The organism is Roseiarcus fermentans (genome assembly GCF_003315135.1).
GTDB lineage: Bacteria > Pseudomonadota > Alphaproteobacteria > Rhizobiales > Beijerinckiaceae > Roseiarcus > Roseiarcus fermentans.
This window is the reverse complement of the sequence record NZ_QNRK01000006.1, coordinates 30,175-55,060: the sequence shown is the minus strand read 5'-3', so window position 1 is coordinate 55,060 and position 24,886 is coordinate 30,175. Positions and strand designations below refer to the sequence as shown.

Genomic DNA, 24,886 nt, shown 5'->3' with positions numbered 1-24,886 from the left:
CGGACCCCGCGCCCGGACTCGGGGCCGGAACGAGCCGTCATCCTGCGCCACGGGACGCCGAACGCAGCGCAGCCCGCTTTGTGGCGCAGCTGGTGAAGACGTGGAGGGAGACGCGATGGATCGCGGCGTTCGGGCTCGCGCTCGTCGTCGTGGTCTGGGTCGCCGTCGGGGTTTTGATCGTCAAGGCGCGATCGGACGCGATCTCGGACAATTTCAAAGAGGAGTACACCTCAGCCGCAGTGTTCGCCGAACAGGCGACGCGCACCATCCGGCTGCTCGATTCCGTCATGCAGCTCGTCGCCCACGAACTCGCCAAGTCGCCGACGCCCGGGCGGCTCAAGGAGCTCGTCGACGAGAAGGTCATCCCGCTCGACACGCTGGTGTTGTGGAGCTTCATCGGCGCCGACGGCCGCACGGTCGGATCGAGTCTCGGACCCGACCCGAAGCACACCGACCTTTCGGATCGCGAGCATATCCGGGTGCAACTCGACCGCAGGGTCGACGGCCTGTTCATCGGCAAGCCGGTTCTGGGGCGGGTCTCGGGAAAATGGTCGATTCAGCTCACGCGGCGGGTGGAGGACTCGTCAGCGGGCACGCTGGGCGTGCTCGTGGCCTCGATCGATCCCCACTATTTCGAGCGATTCTGGAACAAGGTCGGGGGATCGCGCCAGGACGTCGACGAATTGATCGGCCTCGACGGCGTCTTGCGGGCCCGGTCGGCGGACGTCGAAGCGGCGCTGACGAGCCACGAGCGCCGCGACGCCCTCGTCGAGGAAACGGAGGGCAAGCGGAGCGGATTCCTCGAAGTGAAGGACGGAGAGGGCCGGACTTGGCTCACTGCCTACGTCCGGCTGGAGGAATTGCCGCTCATCGTCACCGCAGGCGTGGCGGCCCGCACGGCGCTCGCCGAAGGCTGGCCAGCCGTCGTGGCCTACGCCAGCTTCGGAACGGCGATCACGCTGCTGATCGCGGGCTTCAGCGTCATGCTGGTCCGCCTCGCCGCGCGGCTCCGGGAACGCACGCGTCAGGCCCGACTGGCCGAGCGTCGGCTGAGCCTCGCCATCGAGACGATCCCGCAAGGCTTTGCGCTGTTCGACCCCGACGATCGTCTGATCGTGTTCAACCAGGCCTACCTGCAGATTTATGCGACGACCGCCGGCGTTATCCGTCCGGGCGTCAGCTTCGAACAGCTGTTGCGAGCCGGCCTCGAACGCGGGCAGTTCGTCGAGGCGCGCGGCAATGAGGAAGCGTGGCTCAGCGCCCGCATCGACGGACATCGCAACCCCGCCGCCGCCCTGGAGCAGTTGACCGATACCGGCCGATGGCTTCGGATCGAGGAGCGCAAGACCTCCGACGGGAGCGTGGTCGGTTTGCAGTCCGACATCACCGAGCTCAAGCGGCGCACGTTCGAGCTCAGTCGGCAGACTTCGCTGCTGCAGACGACCCTGCAGAACATGGGCGAAGGCGTCGCGGTCTACGACAGGGCGCGGATGCTGATCGCCTGGAACGGACTGTGCGCCGACCTGTTGCAGGCGCCGCCGGAGTTGTTCCAGGAGGGCGTCCCGTTCGAACGCGTCCTCCGGTTTCAGGCGGAACGCGGAGATTTCGGCGCCGTCGACATCGATGCCGATCTGGCCAGAAGAGTCGAGGCGTTCCATTCCGAGAAGCCCTGGACTGCCGAGCGACGCCGCAAGGACGGCCGTGCGATCGAAATCCGCCACTACCCGATGCCGGACGGCGGCGCAGTGTTTCTCTATCGGGACATCACCGAACGCAGCGACACAGAGGCGCGCCTGAACGTCGCCCTGCGGAAGGCGGAAGAGGCGAGCAAGGCCAAGTCCGAGTTCCTTGCTATGATCAGTCACGAGATCCGCACGCCGATGAACGCGATCATCGGCATGTCGGCCCTGTTGACCGAACGCGATCTCGGCCCGACCGAAATGCGGTTCGCCGAGACCATAGCCGAGGCGGGAGAAAAACTTCTCGTCATCATCGACGACCTCCTGGACTTTTCGCGGCTCGAGGCGGGAAAGCTCAGTGTCGAGGCGCGCCCGTTCGATATTCGTCGAGTCGTGGCGAGCGCGATCGAAATCCTACGGGGGCAACCGAACGCCGGCGCCCTATCGCTGACCGCCTGCATCGACGACTCCGTTCCGGCCGTCCTGGTCGGGGATGGAGGACGAATAAGCCAGATTCTCCTCAATCTGCTGGGAAACGCGGTGAAGTATACCGGGCATGGCGGAGCAACGGTTCGCGTCCAGTGCAGGAACGAACCTGGCGCCGAGGCTACCACCTTGCGTTGCGAAATCGAGGACACCGGCCCCGGAATAGCGCCGGCGTTGCAGGAGCGCCTGTTCCTGCCGTTCGAACGCGGGCCTACGGTCGACGGGAAAGCGATCTCCGGCGCGGGTCTGGGCCTGGCCATCTGCCGCCAGTTGGTCGACCTGATGGAGGGACGGATGGGACTCGTCAGCACGCCGGGAAAGGGCAGCACGTTCTGGTTCGAGATCTCCCTCCATGCGCCCCAGGAAGAGCAGCCGAGGCGAGAGGCCCCGTCGACGCGCGCCCCGAAGAAGCGCCGGCTGCACGTTCTCGTCGCGGAAGACATCGAGGCGAACCGCACCGTGATCGGCGCGATGTTGCAGACTCTCGGGCATGCGGCGCATATGGTCGAGGATGGAGAGCAAGCGATCGCGGCCGCCCTGGCCGGGGATTACGACGTGATCTTGATGGACATCCAGATGCCGCGGGTGAACGGTCTGGCAGCCATTCGCGCGATCCGCGGTCACGACGGCCGCGCTCGGCGCGTTCCGATCGTGGCCGTCACGGCGTTCGCCCAGCAGAGCGACAGGAAGGAAGCCATGAACGCGGGAGCCGACGATTACCTGACGAAGCCGGTCCGCAAGACCGAGCTTCAGGCGGCGCTGGAAGCGGTCACGGGGACGATCGCGCCGACCGACGGGGCGCGGGCGCCCGCGGTCGACGAGTCGGTCCTCGCCGAACTCCGCGAGGACCTCGGGGACGACAGTTTCGCAAGACTGCTCGGGCGATGCGTCGAAGACATTCAGGAGCGCCTCGGCAAGCTCGAAGCGGCCGCCGCCGCCAACGATGGAAAGCAGATTCGGGCGCTCGCGCACCAGCTCAAAGGCCTCCTCGCGCAGTTCGGCGCTGCGGAGGCGGCCGCCGCGGCCTCGACCGCCGAAACCGGCGACGACGGCGCGATGGCGCAGAACCTGGCGACCCTGCGCGCAGCCGCCGAGGCTGCGCTGGCGCGCTTCCAGGAGCTACGCGGCGCGGCCTCCGGCTGACGGGAAGCCCGACGGGTCCGCGGGAGGCTCCGGGGCAGCCTTGGCGAGCGCGTCGAGCAGCTTCTTCCGGTTGAACGGTTTCGAGACGAAGTCGTCCATGCCGGCGTCGCGGCAGGCCTGCTCCTCGAACGTCATCGCCCCCGCCGTCATGGCGACGATGCGAACCTGCGCCTTGGCCGCCGGCATCGCCCGGATCCGGCGCGTCGCCTCGAGACCGTCCATTCCGGGCATGCGGACATCCATGAAGACGAGGTCGAAATCGTCGGATTCGACCTTCTCGACCGCCTCGAAGCCGTTGCCGGCGATGTCGACGGCGTGTCCCAGGCGCTGCAGCAGGCCGGCCAGAACTTCCTGATTCGTCAGAGTGTCCTCCACGACCAGGATGCGCAGCGTCGGGTGCGCCGCCGCCCTGTCGGCGCTGGTCTGCACAGGCGACGCCCGGTCGCGTCCACAATCCTCCAGCGCGCGGCGGATGCGGGTCGGGGTCAGAACGCCGCCGAGCGCGACCGTTCCGGGCGGGTCGGCCTCTCTCCGCCCGGCGCCAAAGAGGAGCTTCATCTTCGTTGCGCCGCGGCCCGCCGCGGTCGAGACGTCCGCCGCGTCGATGAACACGACGTCGGCGGTCTCGGGATCGGCGATCTCGAACCCGCAATAGGCCAGGACGCCGAGCGCCGCGTCGCGCCCGCGCTCCAGGCGGCACGCCAGCGCAGCCCTGAGCCAGGGCGACGGATCGGGTCGCGGATCGCCGTCGTCGCAGCGCCCGACGGGCGTTTCGAACCAAAACGTGCTGCCCAAGGCTTCGCGGCTGTCGAAGCCGATTTCGCCGCCCATCGCCGCGACGAGGCGCTTGCTGATCGCCAGCCCGAGGCCGGCGCCGCCGTACTTGCGGGTGATCGAAGGATCGCCCTGGCTGAACTCCTTGAACAGGCGCTCGCGCCTTTCGGCCGGGACGCCGATCCCGGTGTCCTCGACCTCGAAGCGCAGGCGTTCGCGGCTCATGCCGATCAGCCGGATCGTCACCCGGCCATTCGCGGTGAACTTCACCGCGTTTCCGGCAAGGTTGAACAGGATCTGACGTAGCCGGCCGGGATCGCCCAGCGCCCGACCCACCCGCTCGCCGGCGATGTCCATTTCGATCCTGAGACCTTTTCGCGCAGCCACCGGCTCCAGGAGTTCGAGCGCGTTCTCGACGACGGTCACGGGATCGAATTCCCGCCGCTCGATGTCGAGGCGGCCCGCCTCGAGGCGGGTGAAGTCGAGGATGTCGCCGATCAGCTCGATCAGCGCTTCGCCCGACTGCCGGATGGTCAGGACGTAGCGCCTCTGTTCGGGCGTAAGGCTCGTCTCCTCGAGCAACGCGCTCATGCCGATGACGCCATTCATCGGCGTCCGGATCTCGTGACTCATCGCGGCGAGGAAGTCGGACTTCGCCTGGTTGGCGTGATCCGCCGCATCCCGCGCCGCGGCGAGGTCAACCCGGGCCCGACGCGCCGACGTCACGTCGCGGTGGACGCCGATGATGCGTGTGGGCGAGCTGTCCGGACCCCGTTCCACCACCTTGCCGACGGTCTTGATCCAGCTCCAGCCCCCGTCCTTCCGCCGGAGACGGATCTCGGCCTCGATCAGGCTGCTCGTCCCCGATACGTGGGCCTCGAGCGCATTCTGGTATTCGGCGAGATCGTCGGGATGGAGGATCGAAAGAAATGCCGCGCCGGTCGCCGGCAGTTCGCCGGGATGATAACCGAGCATCGTGTACCAAGTATCGGAATAGACCGCCTTGTCGGAGACCGGATCGTAGTCCCAGAGCCCGGTCGACGCGGCGCGGAGCGCGATCGCCAGACGCTCCTCGCTTCCGCGCAGATCGTGCTCGAGCTTCTTGGAGCCGGTGATGTCGGTGGCGATGTTGATGAAGCGCGAGATTCGGCCATCGCGATCGCGCAACGGCACGATCGACGACTGAAGCCAGTACGTTTCGCCCGAGGCGCTGCGATTGCAGATTTCCCCGCTCCAGACCTTGCCCGACAGGATGGTCCGCCACAGATCCCGGTAGAAGGCGGAGTCGTGCCGGTGCGAACTCACAAGGCTGTGGGGCCTGCCGAGCAATCTCTCGCGCGGATATCCGGACATCCGGCAGAAACGGTCGTTGGCGTAGACGATCCTGCCCTTGGCGTCAGTGACGCTGACGATGGCGTGCTGGTCGAGCGCGAACTTCTGGTCACGAAGCTCCTTCTCGCGATCGGCCACCAGCTCTCGCTGAAGATCTGTCTCGATCAGCGCCACGCCGCAGGCGACGGCGGTCAAGAGCAGACCTCCGAACAGAATCAGGAACAGGCCTGCGCCAACGTGACCGGCGAGATAGGCCTCGGTCGGCGCCACCCAGACGACCCACTCGCGGCCGGCGAAGTCGATCGCGGCCTGGCCGGCCAACTCCGGCTCGCCGAAACCGAAGGTCCGCGAGACCAGGTCGCTCCGGCGAAAATGTTCGGGCCGTCCAGCGGCGTTGCCGTGAAGAATCACGGTCTTGCCGGGGTCGGTCTTGTCGAGGACCCAGTAGTTCACCAGGCTCTGGTCCAAACCCTTGAGGGCGATATCGAGAACGATCGGCACGTCGAACACGCCGACCGCAAAGCCCTTCAAACTCGCCGCCTCCGGGCCCTGCCGCGGGTCGAAAACCGGCGAGACCAGCAGAATGCCCATCGCCTCGTTCTGGACGAGCCGGACCGGGGCGGTGGCGGCGGGCCGACCCGAGCTCTCGGCCGCGAGCAGCGCCGCCCGCCGCACCGCGTCGGAGGCCACGTCGAAGCCGAGCGCCCCCTCGTTGCTCCGCAATGGATAAGCATATCCGACAGGAAAATAAACGCCGCGCCCGGTTGCCGGCGCCAATTTGCCGTTCGCGCGCTCGACGATCGAAAACGGCCGCCCCCACTGCGCGCCCATCGCCGCTTCGTAGGCGTCCCGGTCGGCAGACGCGACGCGTGGGATCCACTCGATTGCGTGAATTCCGAGGCCGAACGCGAAAACCCGTTTGGCGACGGCGTCGAACTCCGCAAGAGTCCGTTCCGCGGGCGTTTCGAACAGGCCCGCGACGCCGCCGACGGCGTTCGCTCCCAGCTGGAGCGTATTGTCGATCCGCCTTGCGAGATCTCCGGTCTGCCTGTCGATCTCGGCCGACCGGGCCCGATGCTCGGCGCGGACATCGATGGCGAGGATGGCGGTCGCGGCCGTCAGCGCGAGCAGGGCGGCGAAGGCGACAGGCGCGATTCTGCGCAGGCGTTCCCCTTCCGGCGCCCTCACCCCGATCACAACCATGGGCGCTACCGCGATAATCCCGAGCGCTTCCTGGCAGGCCCGAAGGGCCAGGGCGAACGGCAGCTCCCCGAGCGCAAGCCGCCCGAGCGCCAGGAACGAGGCGGTGACGAACAAGGCGCCCAAGGCGCCTGCGGCCGTGCCGAGCGCCAGAAACAAGCCGACAGACCGGGCGTCGACGCGATCGAATGGGAAGGCGTGGGCTCGCCGGAACAGCCAGGCGCCGCAAAGGGCCTGGACGGCGGCCGCGAGCGCTACAGATGAGGACGCCATCTGGGCGTGCAGGAGGTCGCTCGGATCGGAAAGGATGACCGCGCCGCCGGCGCGCAGCAGGAAGGCGCCTGCGGCCACGCCTAAGGCGGCCGAAGGGCCGACGAGCGCGACCGCCGCGACGGCGAGACCCGCCGGCGGCCACACGATCAGCGTTCCGCCGAGCGCCCGGGACAGGGCGAGGCTCGCCGCCCCCACGACGATATACGCCAACGCCGTCAGAACAGCCGAATGTCGTTGGTGGCCGGTCGTCCGTTTGCTCCTTTCGTGGCGGCCGACCGCGTCGCGGCCGACGATCCTCCCCTTATTCGAAAATCTAAAGGGAGGATAACGGCGCCAGCTCAATGCGGCGCCTCGTCGCGGATGCGACGGCGCTGGCTCGCCCTGACCGCTCTCACCCCGCGGCGTATGAGCCGAATTCGACATCGGCGAGAACGCCGAGCCGCTGCGGCGTCCAGCCGAGGTGCTCCCGGGTTCGCTCCGCCGAGAGACGCTTGTTGAGACTCAGACGCACGCCGCGCACGCCGCCGAGCGCGGCCATCTCGTCCAGCGAAACGCTCTCCCCCCGCCCGCCGAAGCCGAGCATACGGCTGATCGCGAGCCCGAGTTCCTTCTGACCCGCCTCCTCCGAGACCGCGTGATAGATCCCGCCGGAGGCGCCGCGCGCGAGCGCGAGCCGGTAGAGATCGACAAGGTCGTCGAGGTGAACATAGCCTTGCGTCGCCCCGCCGGAACCCCAATAGGGCGCGGCCCCGCGGGCGCGCGTGAAATCGATGAATTTCGGAATGTCGACGCTGCCGCCCATACCCCATACGTTGCCGGGGCGGATCACGATCCCGCGCACGCCCGGCGCAGTCAGCGCGGCGCGCTCGGCCTCGACGCGCGCCGCGATCGCGACCAGGTGCTCGTGAACGAACCGCTCCGCCGCGCCCGACGAGGGCGGCGCGAAGGCCGCGCGCGACAGCGGGAGCGTGGCCGTCTCGGGGAAGACGGGCTCCGCCCGTTCGCCGCGCGCGAACACGCCGAACACGGCCGAGCCGCTGGTGAAGATCAGGGTCTTGCGACGGCCCTCGATCGCTCCCGCGATCGCCTGCACGGCGTCGCGGTCGGCGGTGAATGCGTCGGCGTCGCCGAGACCGCCGCCGGCGCTGGCGCTCGTCAGCACGACGTCGGGATCGAGCCCCGCCACGACGGCTGCGAGGCTCTCCGGATCGCGAAGGTCGCCGCGCTCAGCCGCGAACCCAGCGGCGCCGAGCCGTTCGGCCGCCTCGAGCGACCGCGCCAGCCCGGTCACGGCGTGGCCGTCCTCGCGCAACGCTCGCGCGGTCGCAGAGCCGATGTAGCCGGTGGCGCCGACGACAAGGATCCTCACGCGCCGTCAAGCCGGACCGCGCGCCAGGTCGGCCCGCCGGGACCGAACGCAGGCTCGATGCGGAACTGGTCGGCGGAAGTCATCTTGCCGATCGCAATCGCCTCGTCCGGCATGACGAGCGTCGCCTCGTCGCCGACAAACATGATGACGTGCCGTCGCTCGGCGAGCAGCGTCCGGGCCAGACCTCTCAGCCCCCCGTAGTAAGGCTCCTTGCGCCACGCGGCCGGCGCGCCGGGGTCGACCTGGCCGTAGACGAAGCCGTTCGCCGGGAAGATCGACAGCACGAATTTCGCGCGGTCAGGGCGCCAGGCCTCGGGCAGCGTGCCGTCGGTCATCCAAAAGCAGAAGAACTGCCGACACGCGACCGGCGGGCGTTCGTGGATCTTGCAGCCCTTCCCCGGAGCGCATTCCCGGCACCAGACGCCTGGCGGCTTTTCGAACTCCGGCAGCGCATAGACCTTGCAGCAGAGCGTGCAGGACCCGCATGCGCGCCCCGGCGCGGGCCCGAAGGGTGTGACAACCACCGTCGACGTCATGGTTTCTCCCCATCGGACGCGAGCCGCGACCGCTATCGCGCGCGGATGGCCATGGCAAGGCGCCGCTGTGCGCGCTGCGTCACGAAACCGCCCATCCCGCCGCGTCGGACGCGATCTCGGCGGCCTCCGCCTCCGGCAAATCCGCGCGCCAGCGGGACGCGACGAGGCGCCGGCCCGTCACCCCGTCGGAGCGCTCGGAGGCGAGCCACAGGAGCGGCGGACCCATGATCGCGGGATCGAGGAATTGCGCCCTGATCTCCTGCGCGACGCCATCCGGAATCATGCCGGTCAGGGTCGCCCCGCCCGGCAGCAGGGCGTTGACCGTCACGCCCGTCCCGTCGAGGTCCTGCGCCCAGATAGCGGTCTCGGATTCGAGCGCCGCCTTCGACGGTCCATAGGGCGAGAAGCCGCGCCGCCGCATCGTGTCGCGGTTCATCGAGACATTGACGATCCGGCCCCATCCGGCCGCGATCATGGCGGGCGCCGCGGCGCGCGCCATGAGAAACGGCCCGACGACATTGGTGTCGATCACCATGCGCCACACTTCCGGCGCGACGTCCCAGAACCGAGTCGGCTCGGTAAGAAAGGTCTCGCTCACGTGTCGCATGCCGCGGCCGGCGTTGTTGACGAGCACGTCGAGCCGACCGAATCGATCGATCGCCGCCGCCACGAGCCGGACGCAGTCGTCCTCGCGCGTCACGTCCGCCGCAACCGCCTCGACTCGCCGCTCTCCGAAGCGGCGCTGGGCTTCGTCCGCGACCGCCTCGATCTCGATCGGCTCCCGCGCGGCCGAGACGATCACCCTCGAACCCGTTGCGGCGAGCGCCAGCGCCATCGCACGGCCGATTCCGCGCCCGCCGCCCGTTACGACCGCGACGCGAGAAGGCATGGACATGAATCGCTCCCATTCGCCGAACCGGAATATACAGAGGAGCGATTTCCCCGGGAACCCGGCGCGGCGACTGGCGAATCGTCGCACGGACGTCGCGTCCGGCTTTGGCGATTTCGCGCCCGACTTCCCGATGCTAAACAAAAAAACAGAGACGATTCCGGGGATAGGGGCGGGTGGCGAGGCGATGCTGACAGGCAAGAAGGGGCTCGTCGTCGGCGTGGCCAACGACCGCAGCATCGGCTACGGCTGCGCGCGGCATTTCCGCGCCGCGGGCGCCGAACTCGCGATGACCTATCTGAACTCGCGAACCGGGAAATTCGTCCTGCCGCTCGCGTCCGCGCTCGAGTGCCAGATCGCCCGCTCCTGCGACGTTGCGGTTCCCGGGCAGCTCGAGAGCGTGTTCGAGGAGATCGCGCGGAAGTGGGGCCGCCTCGATTTCGCGCTCCATTCGATCGGCTACGCCCGCGCCGACGACCTGCACGGCCGAGTCATCGACTGCTCGGCGGAAGGCTTCGCCCATGCGATGCTGGTCTCGGTGCATTCGTTCCTCCGCCTGGCGAAGCTCGCCGAGCCGCTGATGACGTCGGGCGGCTGCCTGCTGGCGCTTACCTATTACGGCGGGCAGAAGGCGGTGCAGCAATACGGGGTGATGGGCCCGGTCAAGGGCGCCCTGGAAACCGCGGTCGCCTATATGGCGCTGGAACTCGGCGGCAAGGGAATCCGGGTCAACGCCATCTCGCCGGGGCCGGTTGCGACGCGTTCGGCCTCGGGGATCAGTCATTTCGACCAGTTGCTGGACCACTCCGCCAAACGCGCGCCCGAGCACCGCCAAATCTCCCTCGACGATGTCGGCGCGCTGGCCGCGTTTCTGGTCAGCGACGCGGCGAGCGCGATGACGGGCAACATTTCCTACGTCGACGGCGGCTATCACGTGATGGGATGACGCGCTCGTTCGCGGGCGTCAGACGGATGGGTCGGCGGAGAACAGGTATTCCACGGAATCGAACGAATCGACTGGAAACCCGTAGAAGAACCGCAGGCGTTCCGTACCGGTCTGCCGGATTCCGTGCTCGACCATGGCAGGAATGAACACCGCACAGCCCGCCTTGACCGGCTTCTCGACGCCGTCCAACGTCACGACCCCCGTTCCGGCGACGACATAGTAGATTTCCGGGGGGCTGTGTCGGTGCAAGCCGAGCCAGCCGCCCGCACCGAGATCGGCGACGCCGCAGGTGATCCCGTCGGTAGGGGTGCCGCCCTTCGAGAACAGCGTCCGCCAGTTGATCCGTCCCCTGACCGAATCGTCCCAGCCGTCGAGCGGGAGTTCGGCCTCGTCGAGGACGAGGGGACCGATGAGGCGCACGTCTTTGCTCATGATTCCTCCGGTTTCGTCATGTCGCGCACTCCGCCGCACCGGGTCGCGCGTCGGCTCTTCTCGCCTGACCCCGCCAGGATGACGAGGGGGACCCGTCTCGACCACGAAAAAGCTCGAGGTCACGCGACTGCCGGCCTAATCGTTGCGTGCGCTCTCCCGCTGCGCGCTCCCCTCGCAAATAGCCCTCGCGTGTCCGCTGTCGCCGGTCTTCCATCGATCGCCTTGCGCCTGGCTCGCAAACCTACGCCACGCCAACGGTCAGCGCCAGCCGTCGGCAGAGACCCGGCCCTACTCCGCCCCGCGCGCCAGCTTCACCACGTCCGCCGACTCGCCGGCTTGCGAGAAATCCATCTGTTCGATCCGCTCGCCGCGCCGGGCGATGCGGGCGCTCGCGGCGTCGATTCCCGAAAGGTCCTCCTGAGCCTGGCGGAAATGCGCGTCGAGTTTTGCGGCCCGCTCGGTCAGGAGCCGGACATCGCCGACGAGCCTGCCGACCTCGGCCTGGATTCGTTGCGACTCGTCGCGCATGCGCGCGTCACGCAGGATCGCCTGCGCGACGCTGATCGCCATCATCAACAGCGTCGGCGAGACGATCAGCACCCGCGACCGGTGCGCCTTCTGCACCACGTCGTCGAACCATTCGACGAGATCGGAGTAGATCGCCTCCGACGGCACGAACATCAGCGCCACGTCCTGCGTCTCGCCGGGTAGAAGATAGCGCTCGGCGATGTCCTTGACGTGTTTCATCACGTCGGCGCGCACCCGCGCCTGCCCGCCCTTGCGCCCCTCGTCATCGCGCGCGGCGCGCAGCGCGGAAAAGCCCTCGAGCGGAAATTTCGCGTCGACCGCGAGCAGGCGGCTGTCTCCGGGCAGCCGAATCACGCAATCGGGGCGCGCGCGGTTGGACAGCGTGAATTGGAAGTCGTAGGCGCCCGCCGGCAGGCCGTCGCGCACGATCGCCTCCATCCGTCCCTGACCGAAGGCGCCGCGCGCCTGCTTGTTGGCGAGAATGTCCTTCAGCGACACGACCTCGCGCGTCATTTCGGTCAGTCTCGCCTGCGCCGCGTCGATCACCGCGAGCCGCTCGTTCAGCTTGCCGAGGTTTTCGCCAGTGCGCCGGGTCTGATTCTCGATTCCGGCGCCGAGCCAATCGGCCACGCCGCCCAGACGACCGGAAAGCTCGGCATTGGCGTTGGCGAGCGTTGCAAAGCGCACCTCGATCGCCTCCTGCCGCTCGTCCGCAATCTCCCGCTCCCGCCGGCGCGCGGCCGAAGCGCGCCCGAGCGCGATCAGGGTCATGAGCAACATGAGGCCGAGCGCGACGAGCGCCGCCGAGAGCGCCTCGGACAGGTAGACGGGCATGCCGTCGATGACGGCGAGGGGGACGTTGGCGTTGATCACGTTCGAATCGGGAGCGTCGCTTCGAACAAAACTAGAACATAGTTGACTGCGCCCGTCCAGCCCGCCCAGCTACGCAAAACAGGCAACCCTCCAAAATTACACTATTTTTTTGATCTTTGCGCTCTCGCTGTTGTGTTCGAGCAAAATTTGAGTCTAAGCCTCCGTCTTATTGCCCAACCGAGTCTCGCATGTCGCTTCGCCACATCATCACCCTGCCCGATCCAAAGCTCCGCCTCGTCAGCAAGCCGCTCGAACGGGTCGACGATGCGCTCATCCGCCTCATCGACGATATGATCGAGACGATGCACGCGGCGCCCGGAATCGGGCTGGCCGGGATCCAGGTCGCCGAACCGATCCGGCTGCTGGTCGTCGACGTCGCCCAGAAGCAGGAGTCTCCCGCGCCGCAGGTGTTCGTCAACCCCGAGATCCTTTGGCGATCGGACGACCGCAACACTTACGAGGAAGGCTGCCTGTCGATCCCCGAATATTACGCCGACGTCGAGCGCCCGGCCTCGGTTCGTGTCCGCGCGCTCGACCGCGACGGCAAAGAGCGCGAGGTGCTGGCCGAGGGGCTGCTCGCGACGGTGCTCCAGCACGAGATCGACCACCTCGACGGCGTGCTGTTCATCGACCACATCTCCAAGCTCAAGCGCGACCGGGTGATCAAGAAGTTTCAGAAGGCCGCCAAGCGCTCGGCGGAAGGGGCGCACGTGCTGTGACGCGCCGCGGGGATCCGAGGGGGTGACGCCTTCTCCGGCTTTGCCGGCGTCGAGCCGGCCGTCCGAGGGTCGAGGTCGCGCAAAGGACATTCAGGATCCGCCGTCCGGCAGCGGCGCGTTCGCGGTCGCCCCTGGCGCGGCCCCGAGGGCGCGCCTCGCAGTGCGCTCGCGCCTCATCGATGGGCGGCGACGGGCGCCGGCGTCGTCTTCCGGCGCGGAAAAGACTTTGCAAGACGCAACCGCTGTTCGCGCCTTGCAAAAGTTTGCTGGCGACAACGCGCCGTTCACAGCCGTTTCCTCGCCTCACGGCATGGCGCCCGACTTGCTGCCCTCCCTCGCCAACAGCGCATTCGGCGCGGGCGATTCGGCAGAGGCTTTCTCGTGTTCCGCCACAAACTGGTTTTCAGCGTCGTCGCGACGGCGGCGCTTCTCGCGCCGCTGACCAACGCTCCGGAGCCGGCGACCTGGATTGCGTCCCTCATCCTGCTGATCGCAATGGGCACGGCGGTCGCGCGTCCGACGCGAAGGAAGCGGTTGCCGCCGGGCATTTCGGAATAAGGGTCGCGCCCGAGGCGGGAGGGGTCCGTCTCTGGTCGGCCCCTTTTCTTTGCAAGCCGATGTCCTACGGCGGAATGCCGCCGAGGGACTCACAATAGGAACGCCAGCGCCTCCTCGCAGGGCGCCTCGACCTTGAGGGAGGCCAGGGCGTCGGCGCGAGTGCGGCCGAGGTTGACGACGGCGATGGGCTTTCCGCTGGCCGCGGCGCGTTCCACGAAGCGATAGCCCGAGTAGACCATCAGCGACGACCCGACCACGAGCATGGCGTCTGCCGCCGCGAGATGGGCGTACGCCCGCTCGACCCGATCCCGCGGCACGCTCTCGCCGAAGAACACGACATCGGGCTTCAGCACGCCCCCGCACGCCGAGCAGGCCGGCGTGACGAAGTTGGAAAAGTCCACCCCGTCGAGTTCGGCGTCGCCGTCGGGCGCTTCAGCCGCCTCGAGCGCCGGCCATTCGGGATTGCGACGCGCGAGCGCCTCCTGGAACGCCGAGCGGGCGGTGCGCGCGCCGCAACCCATGCAGCGCACCCGGTCGAGCCGGCCGTGCAGATCGATCACGCCCTCGCTGCCGGCGGTCTGATGCAGCCCGTCCACGTTCTGAGTGAGGAGAACCTCGCTCCCGCCGAGACGCTCGAGGCGCGCGAGGGCGCGATGGGCCAGGTTGGGCGCCGCGGCATGAAATTTCCGCCAGCCGACGAGGCTTCGTCCCCAGTAGCGCCGCCGGGTCGCCTCGCTCGCCATGAAGGCCTGATACGTGACCGGGGGGACGCGCTTCCATCGGCCCTCAGCGTCGCGATAGTCGGGGATGCCGGACGGAGCGCTGCACCCGGCCCCGGTCAGCACGAACAGCCGCCGGCGCCGGGCGATGAAGGACTCAAGGTCGCCGTATTTCATCATGCCCCAAGGTAGGAGCGCGAACGCCTCTGCGCCAGTCCGCGCCGCCCCCGCCGCCGTGGCGCCCTTCCGGAGGGGCGGCCGCCGCCCTTCGGGCAGGCGCGGAAACCAATTCCACGGGGGTGTTTGAACGACGGCGGGAGGGCTTGAAAAGCCCTGCCGCCTTTCAAGTTGGGCCCGCCCCCGGGGCCGGCTGTTTCTGCGCCTTCTTCACCGCCTCGAAGTCGACCTTCGCGACCTCGATCACCGCTTGGGTGCGCGACACCACCCCGAGCTTGCGCAACACCTCCGAGACGTGGGCCTTGACCGTCGTCTCGGCGAGTTTCAGCGCGTGCGCGATCGCCTTGTTCTGCCGGCCCTCCCGAACCAGTTCGAGCACGGCGAGCTGCTGCGGGGTCAGGTCGCGGAGCCGCTGCAGGATGCGGCTCTCCTCCGACGGGCGCGTCTCGACGGCGGCGGCGTGCGACAGCTCCGGCTCGTAGACGTCGCCCGCCAGCGCCTTGGCGATGGCCTCGGCGAGCCGCTTCTTCGACGTCGATTTCGGCACATAGCCGGCAATGCCGAGCGACAGCGCCTCGCGCACGACCGCAGGCTCCTCGTGCCCGGAGACGACGAGGATCGGCAGCTTGGGGCGCGACGTGCGCAGCCGGATCAGGCCGGAAAAGCCGGTCGTGCCCGGGAGCGACAGGTCGAGGAGAGCGAGCTCGAAGTCGTCGTGCGCGTCGAGAACGTCGAGAGCGCCCTCGATCGATGTGGCCTCGTAGATGTCGGCCTCGGCCTCGACGAGGCGCAACGCGCTCGAAAGCGCTTCGCGAAACAGCGGATGATCGTCGACGATGAGAAAGCGCGCCATGGGGCCACATTTCTCCAGCCGGAGCGACGATGCAAGGGCGCCGCGCACGGACGCAAGCGACGCCGCCCGGAGTTTTGTCCACGCGCCGCTTGCGTCCGCGCGCGGCGAGGTGGTATGCGCGTCGCTCGCGCCGGCCTCATCCGTCCGCGCGTCCGGAGGGGTGGCCGAGCGGTTGAAGGCGCACGCCTGGAAAGTGTGTATGCGGGAAACCGTATCGCGGGTTCGAATCCCGCCCCCTCCGCCACTTCAGAACAGAACTGCGAACGCCGGGCGTAGCCGGCCTTACGCCGGCCGCAGCGGTCAGCGTTTGGAGCAGATTGCTTTTCGAGCCGATGATGCGGACCTCGCGGTCGGCGACCTCGACACGCTGGGCGAGCGCGCGGAGATGGTCCCGGCGATAGCCGCCGCCGTCGATCCTGATCCGCTCGCGTGCCGTCCTGGCGAACCTCTGTACCATCTGCGGCGTGATCGCCTGCTGGCCCGACGTCTCCAGCATCGCGGCGGCACGCGCGGCGTCGGCTTGCGCCTGGTCGCGGATCGCCTTCAGGCTCGTAACGCGCTCCTTCAGCGCCGGGTCGTCCAGATCGGCGACGCCGGCCTCGATGGCGTCATAGAGCCGCTTGAGCCGCAGGCCAGTTTCGGCAGCACGCTTGTTCAGCTCGTTGATGTGCTCGCGGCGGCGCCCGGCGCGTTCCTGCCGGCGGTCGAGGACGGACGCCAGAATCTCCTCGAGCCGCTCCGGTTGGAGCAAACGGTCGGCGATGTGCTCGACCACGAGGCTGTCCAGCTTCTCCATAGGGATCGACCGGCCATTGCAGCCGGTCTCGCCTTCCCGCGCCTTGATCGAGCAAGTGTAGTAGCGATATCGCCCTCCCTTCCCGGTCCTGAGCGTCATGGCCCCGCCGCAGTCGGCGCAGAAGCAGATGCCGGTAAGGAGGGTGGGACCGCTGACAACGCGCGCCGGCGTGACCTTCGGATTGCGCGCGCGCAGATGCACCTGCACGGCATCGAACGTCGCTTGATCGATCAGCTGGGGCACCTCGACGGTAACGATCTCGCTGATAGGTTTCAGGGCCTTGTTCTTGGCGCGTTTGTTGAACTCGTGACGGCCGACATAGGTCAGCCGCGTCAGGATGCGGTGAACCTGGCCGATGCCCCAGCGCCCGCCGTCGCGGGTGAAGATGCGATGCTGGTTGAGATAGACGGCAATGTTCTTGACACCCATCGGGCCGTTCGTGCCGTCGCCCTCCAAGGCGAGCCGATAGGTAAGCCGAATCGTGTCCGCGTGCAGCGGGTCGATTTCCAGCTTCTTCTTGACCTTGGCGCCGCGCTGCTCGGCCGCTACCACGCGGTAGCCGATCGGCGGCAGCGAGCCGTTCCAGAAGCCCTGCCGGGCATTTTCCTTCAGGGCGCGGAGGACGTGCTTGGCGTTCTCCTTCGACTGATACTCATCGAACAGCGCCATGATCTGCCGCATCATGACGTGCATGGGATCGTCGCCCATCTCCTGCGTGATGGAGACGAGCCGGACGCAGTTCTTGGCGAGCCTGCGGACGTAGAACTCAAGCTCGAAGTGGTCGCGGAAGAAGCGCGAGAAGCTGTGGACGATGACGATATCGAACGGCGCGGGCTTGGTGGTGCCCGCTTCGATCATGCGCTGGAACTCGGGGCGGCGGTCGTTCGTGGCTGATGCGCCGGGTTCGACATACGTCTCGACAAGCTGGTAGCCGCGCGTGGCGCAATAGGCTTCGCCTTGCCGCTTCTGATCGGGAATCGAGACATCGTGCTCGGCCTGCCGCGCCGTCGAGACGCGCAGATACAAGGCGGCGCGCAACGGCACGGTCATGGCGATTGTCCCCTCAGATCATTGGCACGGCCCGAACAGTTCATCGAAAAGATCGCCGAACCACGCCTCGAACACGTCGAGCTCGGCGTCGGTGATCGGCACAGAGTCGGGCCAGACGTCCGTGACGGTCCACGCCGACAGGTCGTGCTTCACCGGCCGACCGATCCGAGGCCAAGGCTCGATCGGAATGTAAAGGTCATCGGGCAAGATGCCCAGGCTGGCGCGCGGTCGAGACATCCCGACAGGATCGCCCAATGCGTCTCCGGGATGAACGGCCGATCTTTATCCCGCAGCATCCCTCCTCTTCCCGGCCGTCTCGCAGCGTACGTGGATGGCGGTTTCTACGTTGATATGATTGACGTTTTGATCAAAACGTATGGCACGGGCCTTCCGGCGGATGGCCAAATAGCTCAATCATTCCAATCCGCTGCGAGCGCCGGATGACCTCGCTTTTCCCTTGCCGTCCAAAATCACGGCTCGCTTTTCGCCGCGCTAACCAACTTCGGCGCCCAGGTTGCAGCGAAGCCGAGTTCACTGATGGCGGAATCTCGGGCACGACGGCATAGTCGTTGCCGCCTATCAATCGAGGTTCGAGTTGACCGACGATACGGAAACTGACGCTGGGGCTGGCGCGCCGAAGAGGTTCGACGTCGAGCTATTCATCGTCCATCCGACCTATGACCCGGCAGAGATTAGCGCCGCCCTTGGGTTGGATGCGAAATTCTCGCACCGCGTCGGAGAGCAAAGGAAGACGCCAAAAGGCACGCCCCTGGAGGGCACATATCGGGACACGCGATGGAGACATAGCCGGCGCCATGAAACTCGGGACCAATGGTTTGGCGATAAGATAGCGGAGTTGCTCGACCGCATTGAGCCACACAGAGGATTTCTCAAAAAACTGAGAGATACCGGCGGAAGGGCCTGTGTGATCGTGCAGTTCCTCGGGGACGGATATTTCGGGGATGAAATTCTACAGGACACTCTAACAAAACTGGCTGACCTGGAACTTGACCTTGGCATCGAATGCTTCACGGTTCCGCAACAGGGGGGCGGAATGAAGAACATTCAGGTCGTCGATAGTGCGCTGAATTGTACTTTCAGCGTCTTCCAGGCGACAGATGAGGAGTTCGCGCTCCTGTTTCCTGAACCTCAACAGGATATACAATACGCCGAGGACTTAGCCAGTTTGCCGCGACAGGAAGAGGTTGAGGCCGCTCTTCGCCGAATATGGGAGCGGCCCATCCGGAAGCAGGATGCGCAAGGCATTCACGGGACGCTGTTCTACGAATTGGAACGGTACAAAACCTATTATCGGGCGAAACGAGAGGATGCCGTTGAGCCTTCTGCAGTAAATCAGGCACAGCGCCGCCTGTTCGGGGTCGCTGGGCCCGATCGCGAAGATTTAGGGGGATGACGCGGTGACAGATCCCACCGCCAAGTTCGGCACGCCGGACCTAAAACTTGAAGGGCTGCAAATCTGGGTCCATGGAAGGCAGTTCCCGGATGCAGCTGACTATTGGGACGGTAATTGGCTACGGGTGACGGCGCACTGCGGCCGAAGTGGCGCGAGTATCTTTGCGACCGGTTCAATTATTCATCTTTCAGAGCTCGATCGATGGCGGGTCGAGTCGGAAGAGCTTCTGAAGAAGCTGAGTGGCGAAGCAAAGCTCGCGTGTATCGAACCGGCCCTCTCGGTCACTCTCAAGGCTGGATCGCTCGGCCATATAACGATGGAAGTGTCGATCACGCCCGACCATTTGAGCCAGCGGCATTGGTTTCAGTTTGGGATAGACCAGAGCTACCTGCCGCCCCTCGTGAGGCAATGCCAATCGATCTTGGAGGTTTATCCGATCAAGGGCAGCCGCGATGGGTGATGCTGCATTCCGATGGCGAGGCGTCATAGGGCTATAGCGTAAACATAGTGCTCATCATCGTCGGTCGTGGCCCGCCAAGCCAACCGTTTCAGACTGATTGTGAACGATCGCCAATGTCGGCGAACCGCGTCCTGTCGGAGACTTCTTGTCGCAGACATGGTTGGGACCGGTTCTGATCAATCCGTCCCGCTGCCTGCCCGGCGCTTCACCGGCTTCCATTTTGTTCGCCGACAAGCGATCCAGAGGGCGTGCGAGATAGCCGGATTACATATAGTTAAGACGTAAGAACTGAAGTAACGGGCGTTCAACCATCTAAGCCAAGAGATCATTCATCCTGACAGCCAGGTCTAATAACATTCTTGATTCGTGTAAATTTAAATCGAGGCCTGTGATCTTCTCGATCTTCTCCAGACGATAGGCGATGGTTTTCTGATGCAGTCGTAACCGCTTAGCCGTTGCGCTCTGAGAGCAATTCGAGGCGAAATAGATCCGAAGCGTATCCAGAAGCGCTTCCCGTTGCCGAGCGCTTTCGTTGAAGAGACCGCGCATCTTCTCGATCGCAAATTGTCGCAAGTCGGCGCCATCCCGCATGCTGAGCAGTAGCCCCGCGACGCCAATGTCCTCGATCGCCAGCACGCGATTCTGATTGGCCTGACGGGTCACGGTCAGCGCCGCCTGAGCGTCCTTGCAAGCGGACGGTATCAAGTCGGGCGACTTGAGGCTGCGGCTGACCCCGACGCACGTGATCACCCCGGGCATCGCCCGGTCCAGATCCTTGCAGATCGCCTCGGCGAGTTCCCGCGGTTGCGCCCCGCCCCTCATCGCCGCGACGAGGATCAACTCGTCGCCGCGCAGCGTGCTGAGCTTGACGTCCCTGTTCGACGATGGGAGTCGCATGGCGAACTCGCCAACCATCTGCCTCCAACTTGCGGGGACGCCGCGGTCCGGCGGGCGAGCGCCGTTCCGGCGCGGGCTCTCCTGAAAGGAGCAGACCATGACGCAGATGTCGCCGCTCAGATCGACGCCGCAATCGCGCGCCCGCTGAAGCGCGGCGCGGCGCAAGTCCTCCGGCGCCTCGACCATATCCCACAAGAGGGAGCTCAATCTGTCCGAAAGGGCGCGTGCGGCCGCTCGCTCTTTCATTCGGTGAAGCGCAACCGTCACACAGATTTCGCCGAGCGCCAGTTGCACCGAGCCGCCCGGATCCTCGCCGCCGAACACCACCGCCCAGCCGAGAAATTCAGCGCCGGCGACGATGCGCTGACAATAAAACCGTAGCGCCGCCGCGCCGCACAGGATGGCTCGGGCCTCGGCGCCGGCTTTCGAAATCTCCGTCCGTGTGTCGCGCAGAAGGGGCTCGAATTCGAAGTCCCGCGGGCCACAGGCCTCGACGTCGAGCCTACGGTCCAGAAGCAGGACCGGACGCGAGAGATGGAGAGAGGCCCTCTCGGCGATTTCTGGCGCCGAGGCGCCGGCCAACAACAGGCTGGTCAATCCTTCCTGCAGATCCGCAGACATCCGGATGACGTCGTAACGCGCCTGAAGCTCCTTGTGAGCGAGTTCCAGGCGGCGGGCTGCGGATTCCCGAGCCTGAGCGAGCCGAACGTTCTCGATCGCGAGCGAGGCGAGATTCGCCAGCGTCGCGAGCTCGGCGGTGTGCTGCGGAGTAAACCGCGAAGGCCGCCGGCGCCAGACCTCCAGAGCGCCGATGACCTCGTTTTGCGACAGCAACGGCACCGCGAGCGCGGATTTGACGCGTTCGGCCCGGGCGAGGCTGAAAAAATCCCGACTGATGATCTCGCTGTGAATATAATCCTCAATTGCGCACGGCTTTCCGGTTTCGAGCACCCTTCCGGCTACGCCCTGCCCGGAGCGCATGCGCAGCGACGCGGTCGCCGAGGCGAGATTCCCGACACATCGCTGCATGACGAGCCAGTCGTCTTCCTTGAGCATGACGCCACAAATGTCCGCGGAGAGACGAACCTTGGCTTCGTGCGTGATCTGAGTGAACACGTCATTGAGATCGCCGCTCTTCAGGATCTGGTTGGCGACTCGCTGAAAGACCCTGATCGCCTCGAGCTTGTCCGGATTCCCCTGCCCGCTCTCGCAAGATCCCAACGCGAGGTAGAGCACGTGACAGAGGCATTGCAGATCGCTAGCGGGAGCTTCCGCGGCCTCGCCGATTTCGATGACGACGGCGACGCTCGATCCGCGGACCGGGGCGACCAGGAAACGTCCGGATCGAACGGGCGCGTCGCGGGGCTGGAGTCTGTCGACAAGGACGGCGACGTTCTCATCCAAACCGTCTTCGGCTTCGATCCTGTTCCATTCGCGCCACATTCCCGCCGAGCGGGTCAGAATCCTCGTGTCGGCGGCGCCGAGGGCAGTGCGAAAAAGAATGCGCGCCTCGGAAAAGAGCGCGTCCTGACCCTGATCCGCGGCGCGCGCCAGGGAGGCAATCACATCCTGCAAGGTGTGCCCGATGTTCGCCGGCGAACTTTCGAACGCCGACCGAAAAGGCGCGGAGGCCGGTGCGGCCATCGCGTTTCCTCCCTGGGCGATGATCGCGCCCTGAACCTCACCCGGACGACTCTCGCCTGCATCGTTCTGCACGCGACGACGGCGAGCGGCCGTCAAGCTTTGCATCTCTCCGCTGCGCGCGCAACCTCGCCTCTCGGTCGCGTCACGGCGCCGGCGCGACTTGCGCTCCTGCGGAATGGGACTCTCGCCCCCTCTGCCGCGCTTCTTGCGAAAAGCCGCCGTCCCCCGTCATCGCGGCCGTCCTAGCGTCTGGGGTCGATGACCGCCTTCAGGATCTGTCGTTCGCTCAATTTTCGATACCCGACCAGAACTTGATCCATGGTCAAACGCTCCTGCACCACGACCGTCGGATCGAGAACGCCCGACCGGATGAGCGCAAACAGCCGCGGCCGCAGGCGAATCGAATCTCCGATCGCGAAGGTCAGAGTGATTTCGTTTGCAAAGCAGCGAGCAAGCGGGAGCGGCCACTCTTCGGCCGCATGAGCGCCGACCGATACGACTCGACCGCGCTTCCTGACCAGATCGAACGCACTGGAAAGTGTCGCGGAAGCGCCGACCGCTTCCACCACGACATCGGCGCCCTCACCGTCGGTCAGTTTCCCGAGAAGGTCGCGAGCGCCCATGGGATCGGCAGCCAGCGCCCCATTGGCGCGTGCAAAGTCTCGTCGCAACTCGCTCGGCTCGACCACCACCACCGCGGCGGCGCCCGCGGCCTGCGCTGCGAGGCTCGTCAGCTGGCCGACCGCGCCCCCGCCGATGATGGCGACGGTCTCGCCCGCTTCGAGGCGCCCCCGCTCGATGGCGGCCCAACCGGTGGCGAGGTTGTCGCTCACGAGAATCGCCGCTTCGTCGCTGACGCCCGCGGGCACCTTTGAAAGCGTCGTATCGGCGAAAGGCGCCCGAACCAGCTCAGCCTGGGCGCCCGAGAGCGGCGGCCCGAACGAGGCGCCGGCGCCGAAGAACGCCCGCTCCGGGCACTCCCAATGGTCGCCCCTGTCGCACGACCGGCAGCGGCCGCATGCCGAGAAGTCGGAGGCGACGACATGATCGCCAACCTTGATGTTGCGGACTCCCGCGCCGACGGCCACGACATCCCCGACGAACTCGTGTCCGACCACCGCCCCGGGCTCGACGCCGTGAAAATGGCCCGCCACGACATGGAGGTCGGTTCCGCAGATCCCCGCCAGGGTCACCCGCACGAGGGCGTCCGTGGCGTCCACGAGCGTCGGCTCCGGCGAGTCGCGCAGCGCAATCCGCCCGGGACCATCGAAGACGATCGCTTTCATGGCCTCACCCCATTTCGCGCACACGCGCTGCGATGCTCGAGGCCGCCTTGGCCAACGCCGTCCTTTCGCTCGCCGTCAGGGCGAGGGCGACGATCTCCCGGACGCCGCGACGGCCGAGTCGAACCGGAAGCCCAACCCGCGTGTCCTCGAGCCCGTAAGCGCCGCTGGACTGGACGCACGCGGCCTGCACGCGGCTGGATTCGCGCACCATGTCGATCACCATTGCGGCGGCGGATTCGGCGGGAGCGAAGTAGGCGCTGCCCTTTTGAAGCAGCTTGACGACTTCCGCGCCCGAATCGCGGGCGCGCTCGACGATGGCGTCGATCTGGTCGGCTGGGAGGGCCTCTTCCAACGGCCTGCCGTTGACGGTCGCCTGGCTCATGGGAATGACCATCTCGGGGCCATGGCTGCCGAGCGCAATCGCCGACACGTCCTGGGGACGCGCGACCCCCGTCAGGGCGACGAGCGAGCAAAAGCGGGCGCTGTCGAGAACCCCGGCCATGCCAATCACCCGCTGCGGCGGAAAGCCGGTGGTCCTCGCCGTCAGATGGGTCATTTCCTCGAGCGGATTGGTCACCACAACCACGACTGAGTCTGGCGCGTAGAGCCGGATTCCTTGCGCGACGGCCGTGACGATCGAGCCGTTCACCCCGGTCAGATCCGTCCGGCTCATCCCCGGCTGTCTCGGCCGCCCGGCCGTGACGACGATGTAGTCCGCGCCCGCAAGCGCAGACAGCTCGGCGCTTCCCTCGATTCGAGTCGTAAAGCCGCGCAGCGAGGCGGAGTGCCCCATATCCAGCGCAAGGCCCGCGGCGAGGCCGGGCACGATATCAACAAGCGTGACGCGCGAGAACAACGACGTTTCAGCGAGCCGAAGCGCGGTCATGGCTCCGACATGACCGGCCCCGATGACCCCGGCCGCTGGCCGGGGATCGGCGGGCGCCGCCGCGTCGAGGTTGTCGACCTGAAGCGCCGGGGGCACGCCCGCGCCGCGTCGATACAGAGCGCCGGACAGGGTGGACGTCGGGGCATTCAAGACGACCGGCGCGGCGCCACGACGCGGCGGTTTCGACGAAAGGTCGACTGGCGGAGGCTTCGCCGGCGAGGGTTGCGAACTTCGCTCGATCTTGATTCCGAGCTCTTTGGCGCGATCGGCGGCGAGCGGGGTGATCACATCCCTCTGTCCAACGGTCAGAACGCCGCTGGCTTTTTCGACGTCGGCGGCAGTGACAACGCTCATTCGCGCCCCCCGTACTCCTCGAGCGAGGCGATGGCCGCCTTGGCGGCGGCCTGGACCTCGCTCTCCGTTCCAGAGATGAACAGGCGACCAAACCGCCCGACCGCTCTCACTTCGATAAGGCTGATGTTGGCGGCCTTTTCGGCTTCGTTTCCGGCCAGCGTCACGTAGGCTGCGGGCGTCGCCTCCAACACGAACAGGCTCGATCGCGGCAAAAGCAGATTGCCTTTGCGCCATTTGTTGATGAGCTGCGCCTGGTACGGATTGACGTTGGTCACGAACTGCGACGAAGCGATCTTCGGTCGGAGACGGTCCTCTTCCTTGAGGCCGAGATAGTCCAGCACCGCTTCGCCGGCGGCCCGCACCTCGGACTGCGTTCGCGAGTGGATCTCCAGCAGGCCAAATTCGCGCTCGACGATTTGGAGCGCCGGCCGCACGTCGGCAGCCTTCAGCGCGACATCCGCGCAGCGAAAGATCTCGTTGCCGGGCGCCACCTCGATGAACAATTCAGCCATTCCCGCGATGGGAACGTCGCCCTGACACGTCGAGGCGACGTGTGCGGCGGCCTGAGGCTGCATGCTGTCGATGAACGCGTAGGTTCGAAGCTGAAAATCCA

19 protein-coding genes, 1 tRNA gene and 1 pseudogene are annotated in these 24,886 nt (G+C 66.6%); 7 read left to right on the top strand and 14 right to left on the bottom strand.

Features of this window, described 5'->3' with window-relative positions; genetic code table 11:
- The first annotated feature begins 92 nt into the window (after nucleotides 1-92).
- Nucleotides 93-3,308, top strand: a complete 3,216-nt coding sequence (locus DFR50_RS06650) for a PAS-domain containing protein (protein ID WP_170153082.1) — start codon at nucleotides 93-95, stop codon at nucleotides 3,306-3,308.
- Here the strand turns inward: DFR50_RS06650 and DFR50_RS06645 are convergent.
- The 4 genes from DFR50_RS06645 to DFR50_RS06630 all read right to left on the bottom strand — a co-directional run bounded on the left by DFR50_RS06645 (nucleotide 3,285) and on the right by DFR50_RS06630 (nucleotide 9,687).
- Nucleotides 3,285-7,097: a PAS domain-containing protein gene (locus DFR50_RS06645; protein WP_170153081.1), complete on the bottom strand. Its 3,813-nt coding sequence runs from the start codon at nucleotides 7,095-7,097 to the stop codon at nucleotides 3,285-3,287. The genes DFR50_RS06650 and DFR50_RS06645 overlap by 24 nt on opposite strands.
- Before the next feature lie 181 nt (nucleotides 7,098-7,278).
- Nucleotides 7,279-8,256, bottom strand: a complete 978-nt coding sequence (locus DFR50_RS06640) for an NAD-dependent epimerase/dehydratase family protein (protein WP_113888418.1) — start codon at nucleotides 8,254-8,256, stop codon at nucleotides 7,279-7,281.
- Nucleotides 8,253-8,792 (bottom strand): hypothetical protein, encoded by a 540-nt coding sequence (locus tag DFR50_RS06635; RefSeq protein WP_113888417.1) that lies wholly within the window; start codon nucleotides 8,790-8,792, stop codon nucleotides 8,253-8,255. Before DFR50_RS06635 ends, DFR50_RS06640 begins: the two co-directional genes overlap by 4 nt.
- A 79-nt stretch (nucleotides 8,793-8,871) precedes the next feature.
- On the bottom strand, nucleotides 8,872-9,687 hold the full coding sequence (locus DFR50_RS06630; RefSeq protein WP_113888416.1) for an SDR family NAD(P)-dependent oxidoreductase: 816 nt from the start codon (nucleotides 9,685-9,687) through the stop codon (nucleotides 8,872-8,874).
- Between the two features lie 181 nt (nucleotides 9,688-9,868).
- Between DFR50_RS06630 and fabI the strand changes: the two genes are divergently transcribed.
- Entirely contained in the window at nucleotides 9,869-10,627 is a 759-nt protein-coding gene (gene fabI / locus DFR50_RS06625) for an enoyl-ACP reductase FabI (protein ID WP_113888557.1), read from the top strand.
- 18 nt (nucleotides 10,628-10,645) lie between these two features.
- Here the strand turns inward: fabI and DFR50_RS06620 are convergent, their stop codons facing one another.
- Together DFR50_RS06620 and DFR50_RS06615 are read right to left on the bottom strand one after the other, a co-directional pair.
- Nucleotides 10,646-11,059: a cupin domain-containing protein gene (locus tag DFR50_RS06620; RefSeq protein ID WP_113888415.1), complete on the bottom strand. Its 414-nt coding sequence runs from the start codon at nucleotides 11,057-11,059 to the stop codon at nucleotides 10,646-10,648.
- A 288-nt stretch (nucleotides 11,060-11,347) separates the two neighbouring features.
- Nucleotides 11,348-12,460: a DNA recombination protein RmuC gene (locus DFR50_RS06615; protein ID WP_245427394.1), complete on the bottom strand. Its 1,113-nt coding sequence runs from the start codon at nucleotides 12,458-12,460 to the stop codon at nucleotides 11,348-11,350.
- Nucleotides 12,461-12,648: 188 nt separating this feature from the next.
- Between DFR50_RS06615 and def the strand changes: the two genes are divergently transcribed.
- Nucleotides 12,649-13,179, top strand: a complete 531-nt coding sequence (def, locus tag DFR50_RS06610) for a peptide deformylase (RefSeq protein WP_113888414.1) — start codon at nucleotides 12,649-12,651, stop codon at nucleotides 13,177-13,179.
- A gap of 381 nt (nucleotides 13,180-13,560) precedes the next feature.
- Nucleotides 13,561-13,737, top strand: a complete 177-nt coding sequence (locus DFR50_RS31940; RefSeq protein ID WP_170153080.1) for a hypothetical protein — start codon at nucleotides 13,561-13,563, stop codon at nucleotides 13,735-13,737.
- Nucleotides 13,738-13,826: 89 nt separating this feature from the next.
- Here the strand turns inward: DFR50_RS31940 and DFR50_RS06605 are convergent, their stop codons facing one another.
- On the bottom strand, nucleotides 13,827-14,633 hold the full coding sequence (locus DFR50_RS06605; RefSeq protein ID WP_425376068.1) for an NAD-dependent protein deacetylase: 807 nt from the start codon (nucleotides 14,631-14,633) through the stop codon (nucleotides 13,827-13,829).
- A 166-nt stretch (nucleotides 14,634-14,799) separates the two neighbouring features.
- Nucleotides 14,800-15,486: a response regulator transcription factor gene (locus tag DFR50_RS06600; RefSeq protein ID WP_113888412.1), complete on the bottom strand. Its 687-nt coding sequence runs from the start codon at nucleotides 15,484-15,486 to the stop codon at nucleotides 14,800-14,802.
- A 154-nt stretch (nucleotides 15,487-15,640) separates the two neighbouring features.
- Here DFR50_RS06600 and DFR50_RS06595 point away from each other — a divergent pair.
- Nucleotides 15,641-15,730 (top strand) — tRNA-Ser (locus DFR50_RS06595).
- Between the two features lie 576 nt (nucleotides 15,731-16,306).
- Here the strand turns inward: DFR50_RS06595 and DFR50_RS33540 are convergent.
- Both DFR50_RS33540 and DFR50_RS06580 read right to left on the bottom strand, forming a co-directional pair.
- Nucleotides 16,307-17,332 (bottom strand): annotated as a pseudogene (locus tag DFR50_RS33540) (recombinase family protein); the annotation flags it as partial.
- Between the two features lie 18 nt (nucleotides 17,333-17,350).
- Nucleotides 17,351-17,587 carry a hypothetical protein gene (locus DFR50_RS06580; RefSeq protein ID WP_113888411.1) on the bottom strand — a complete coding sequence of 79 codons (237 nt, stop codon included), beginning with the start codon at nucleotides 17,585-17,587 and terminating at the stop codon, nucleotides 17,351-17,353.
- A gap of 340 nt (nucleotides 17,588-17,927) precedes the next feature.
- On the opposite strand from DFR50_RS06580, the gene DFR50_RS06575 reads away from it, so the two are divergent.
- Nucleotides 17,928-18,746, top strand: a complete 819-nt coding sequence (locus tag DFR50_RS06575; RefSeq protein WP_113888410.1) for a DUF4279 domain-containing protein — start codon at nucleotides 17,928-17,930, stop codon at nucleotides 18,744-18,746.
- 4 nt (nucleotides 18,747-18,750) lie between these two features.
- Entirely contained in the window at nucleotides 18,751-19,206 is a 456-nt protein-coding gene (locus DFR50_RS06570) for a WapI family immunity protein (RefSeq protein ID WP_113888409.1), read from the top strand.
- 312 nt (nucleotides 19,207-19,518) lie between these two features.
- On the opposite strand, the gene DFR50_RS06565 is transcribed toward DFR50_RS06570, so the two are convergent.
- The 4 genes from DFR50_RS06565 to DFR50_RS06550 all read right to left on the bottom strand — a co-directional run bounded on the left by DFR50_RS06565 (nucleotide 19,519) and on the right by DFR50_RS06550 (nucleotide 24,764).
- The gene (locus DFR50_RS06565; RefSeq protein ID WP_210208826.1) at nucleotides 19,519-21,843 is read right to left on the bottom strand and encodes a helix-turn-helix domain-containing protein; all 2,325 of its coding nucleotides are present in this window, start codon (nucleotides 21,841-21,843) and stop codon (nucleotides 19,519-19,521) included.
- Between the two features lie 146 nt (nucleotides 21,844-21,989).
- Nucleotides 21,990-23,033, bottom strand: a complete 1,044-nt coding sequence (locus DFR50_RS06560; protein ID WP_113888407.1) for an alcohol dehydrogenase catalytic domain-containing protein — start codon at nucleotides 23,031-23,033, stop codon at nucleotides 21,990-21,992.
- Nucleotides 23,034-23,037: 4 nt separating this feature from the next.
- Entirely contained in the window at nucleotides 23,038-24,273 is a 1,236-nt protein-coding gene (locus DFR50_RS06555) for a malate dehydrogenase (RefSeq protein ID WP_113888406.1), read from the bottom strand.
- Nucleotides 24,270-24,764 (bottom strand): BMC domain-containing protein, encoded by a 495-nt coding sequence (locus DFR50_RS06550; protein WP_210208825.1) that lies wholly within the window; start codon nucleotides 24,762-24,764, stop codon nucleotides 24,270-24,272. The genes DFR50_RS06555 and DFR50_RS06550 overlap by 4 nt, the downstream gene beginning before the upstream one ends.
- Nucleotides 24,765-24,886 lie beyond the last annotated feature (122 nt).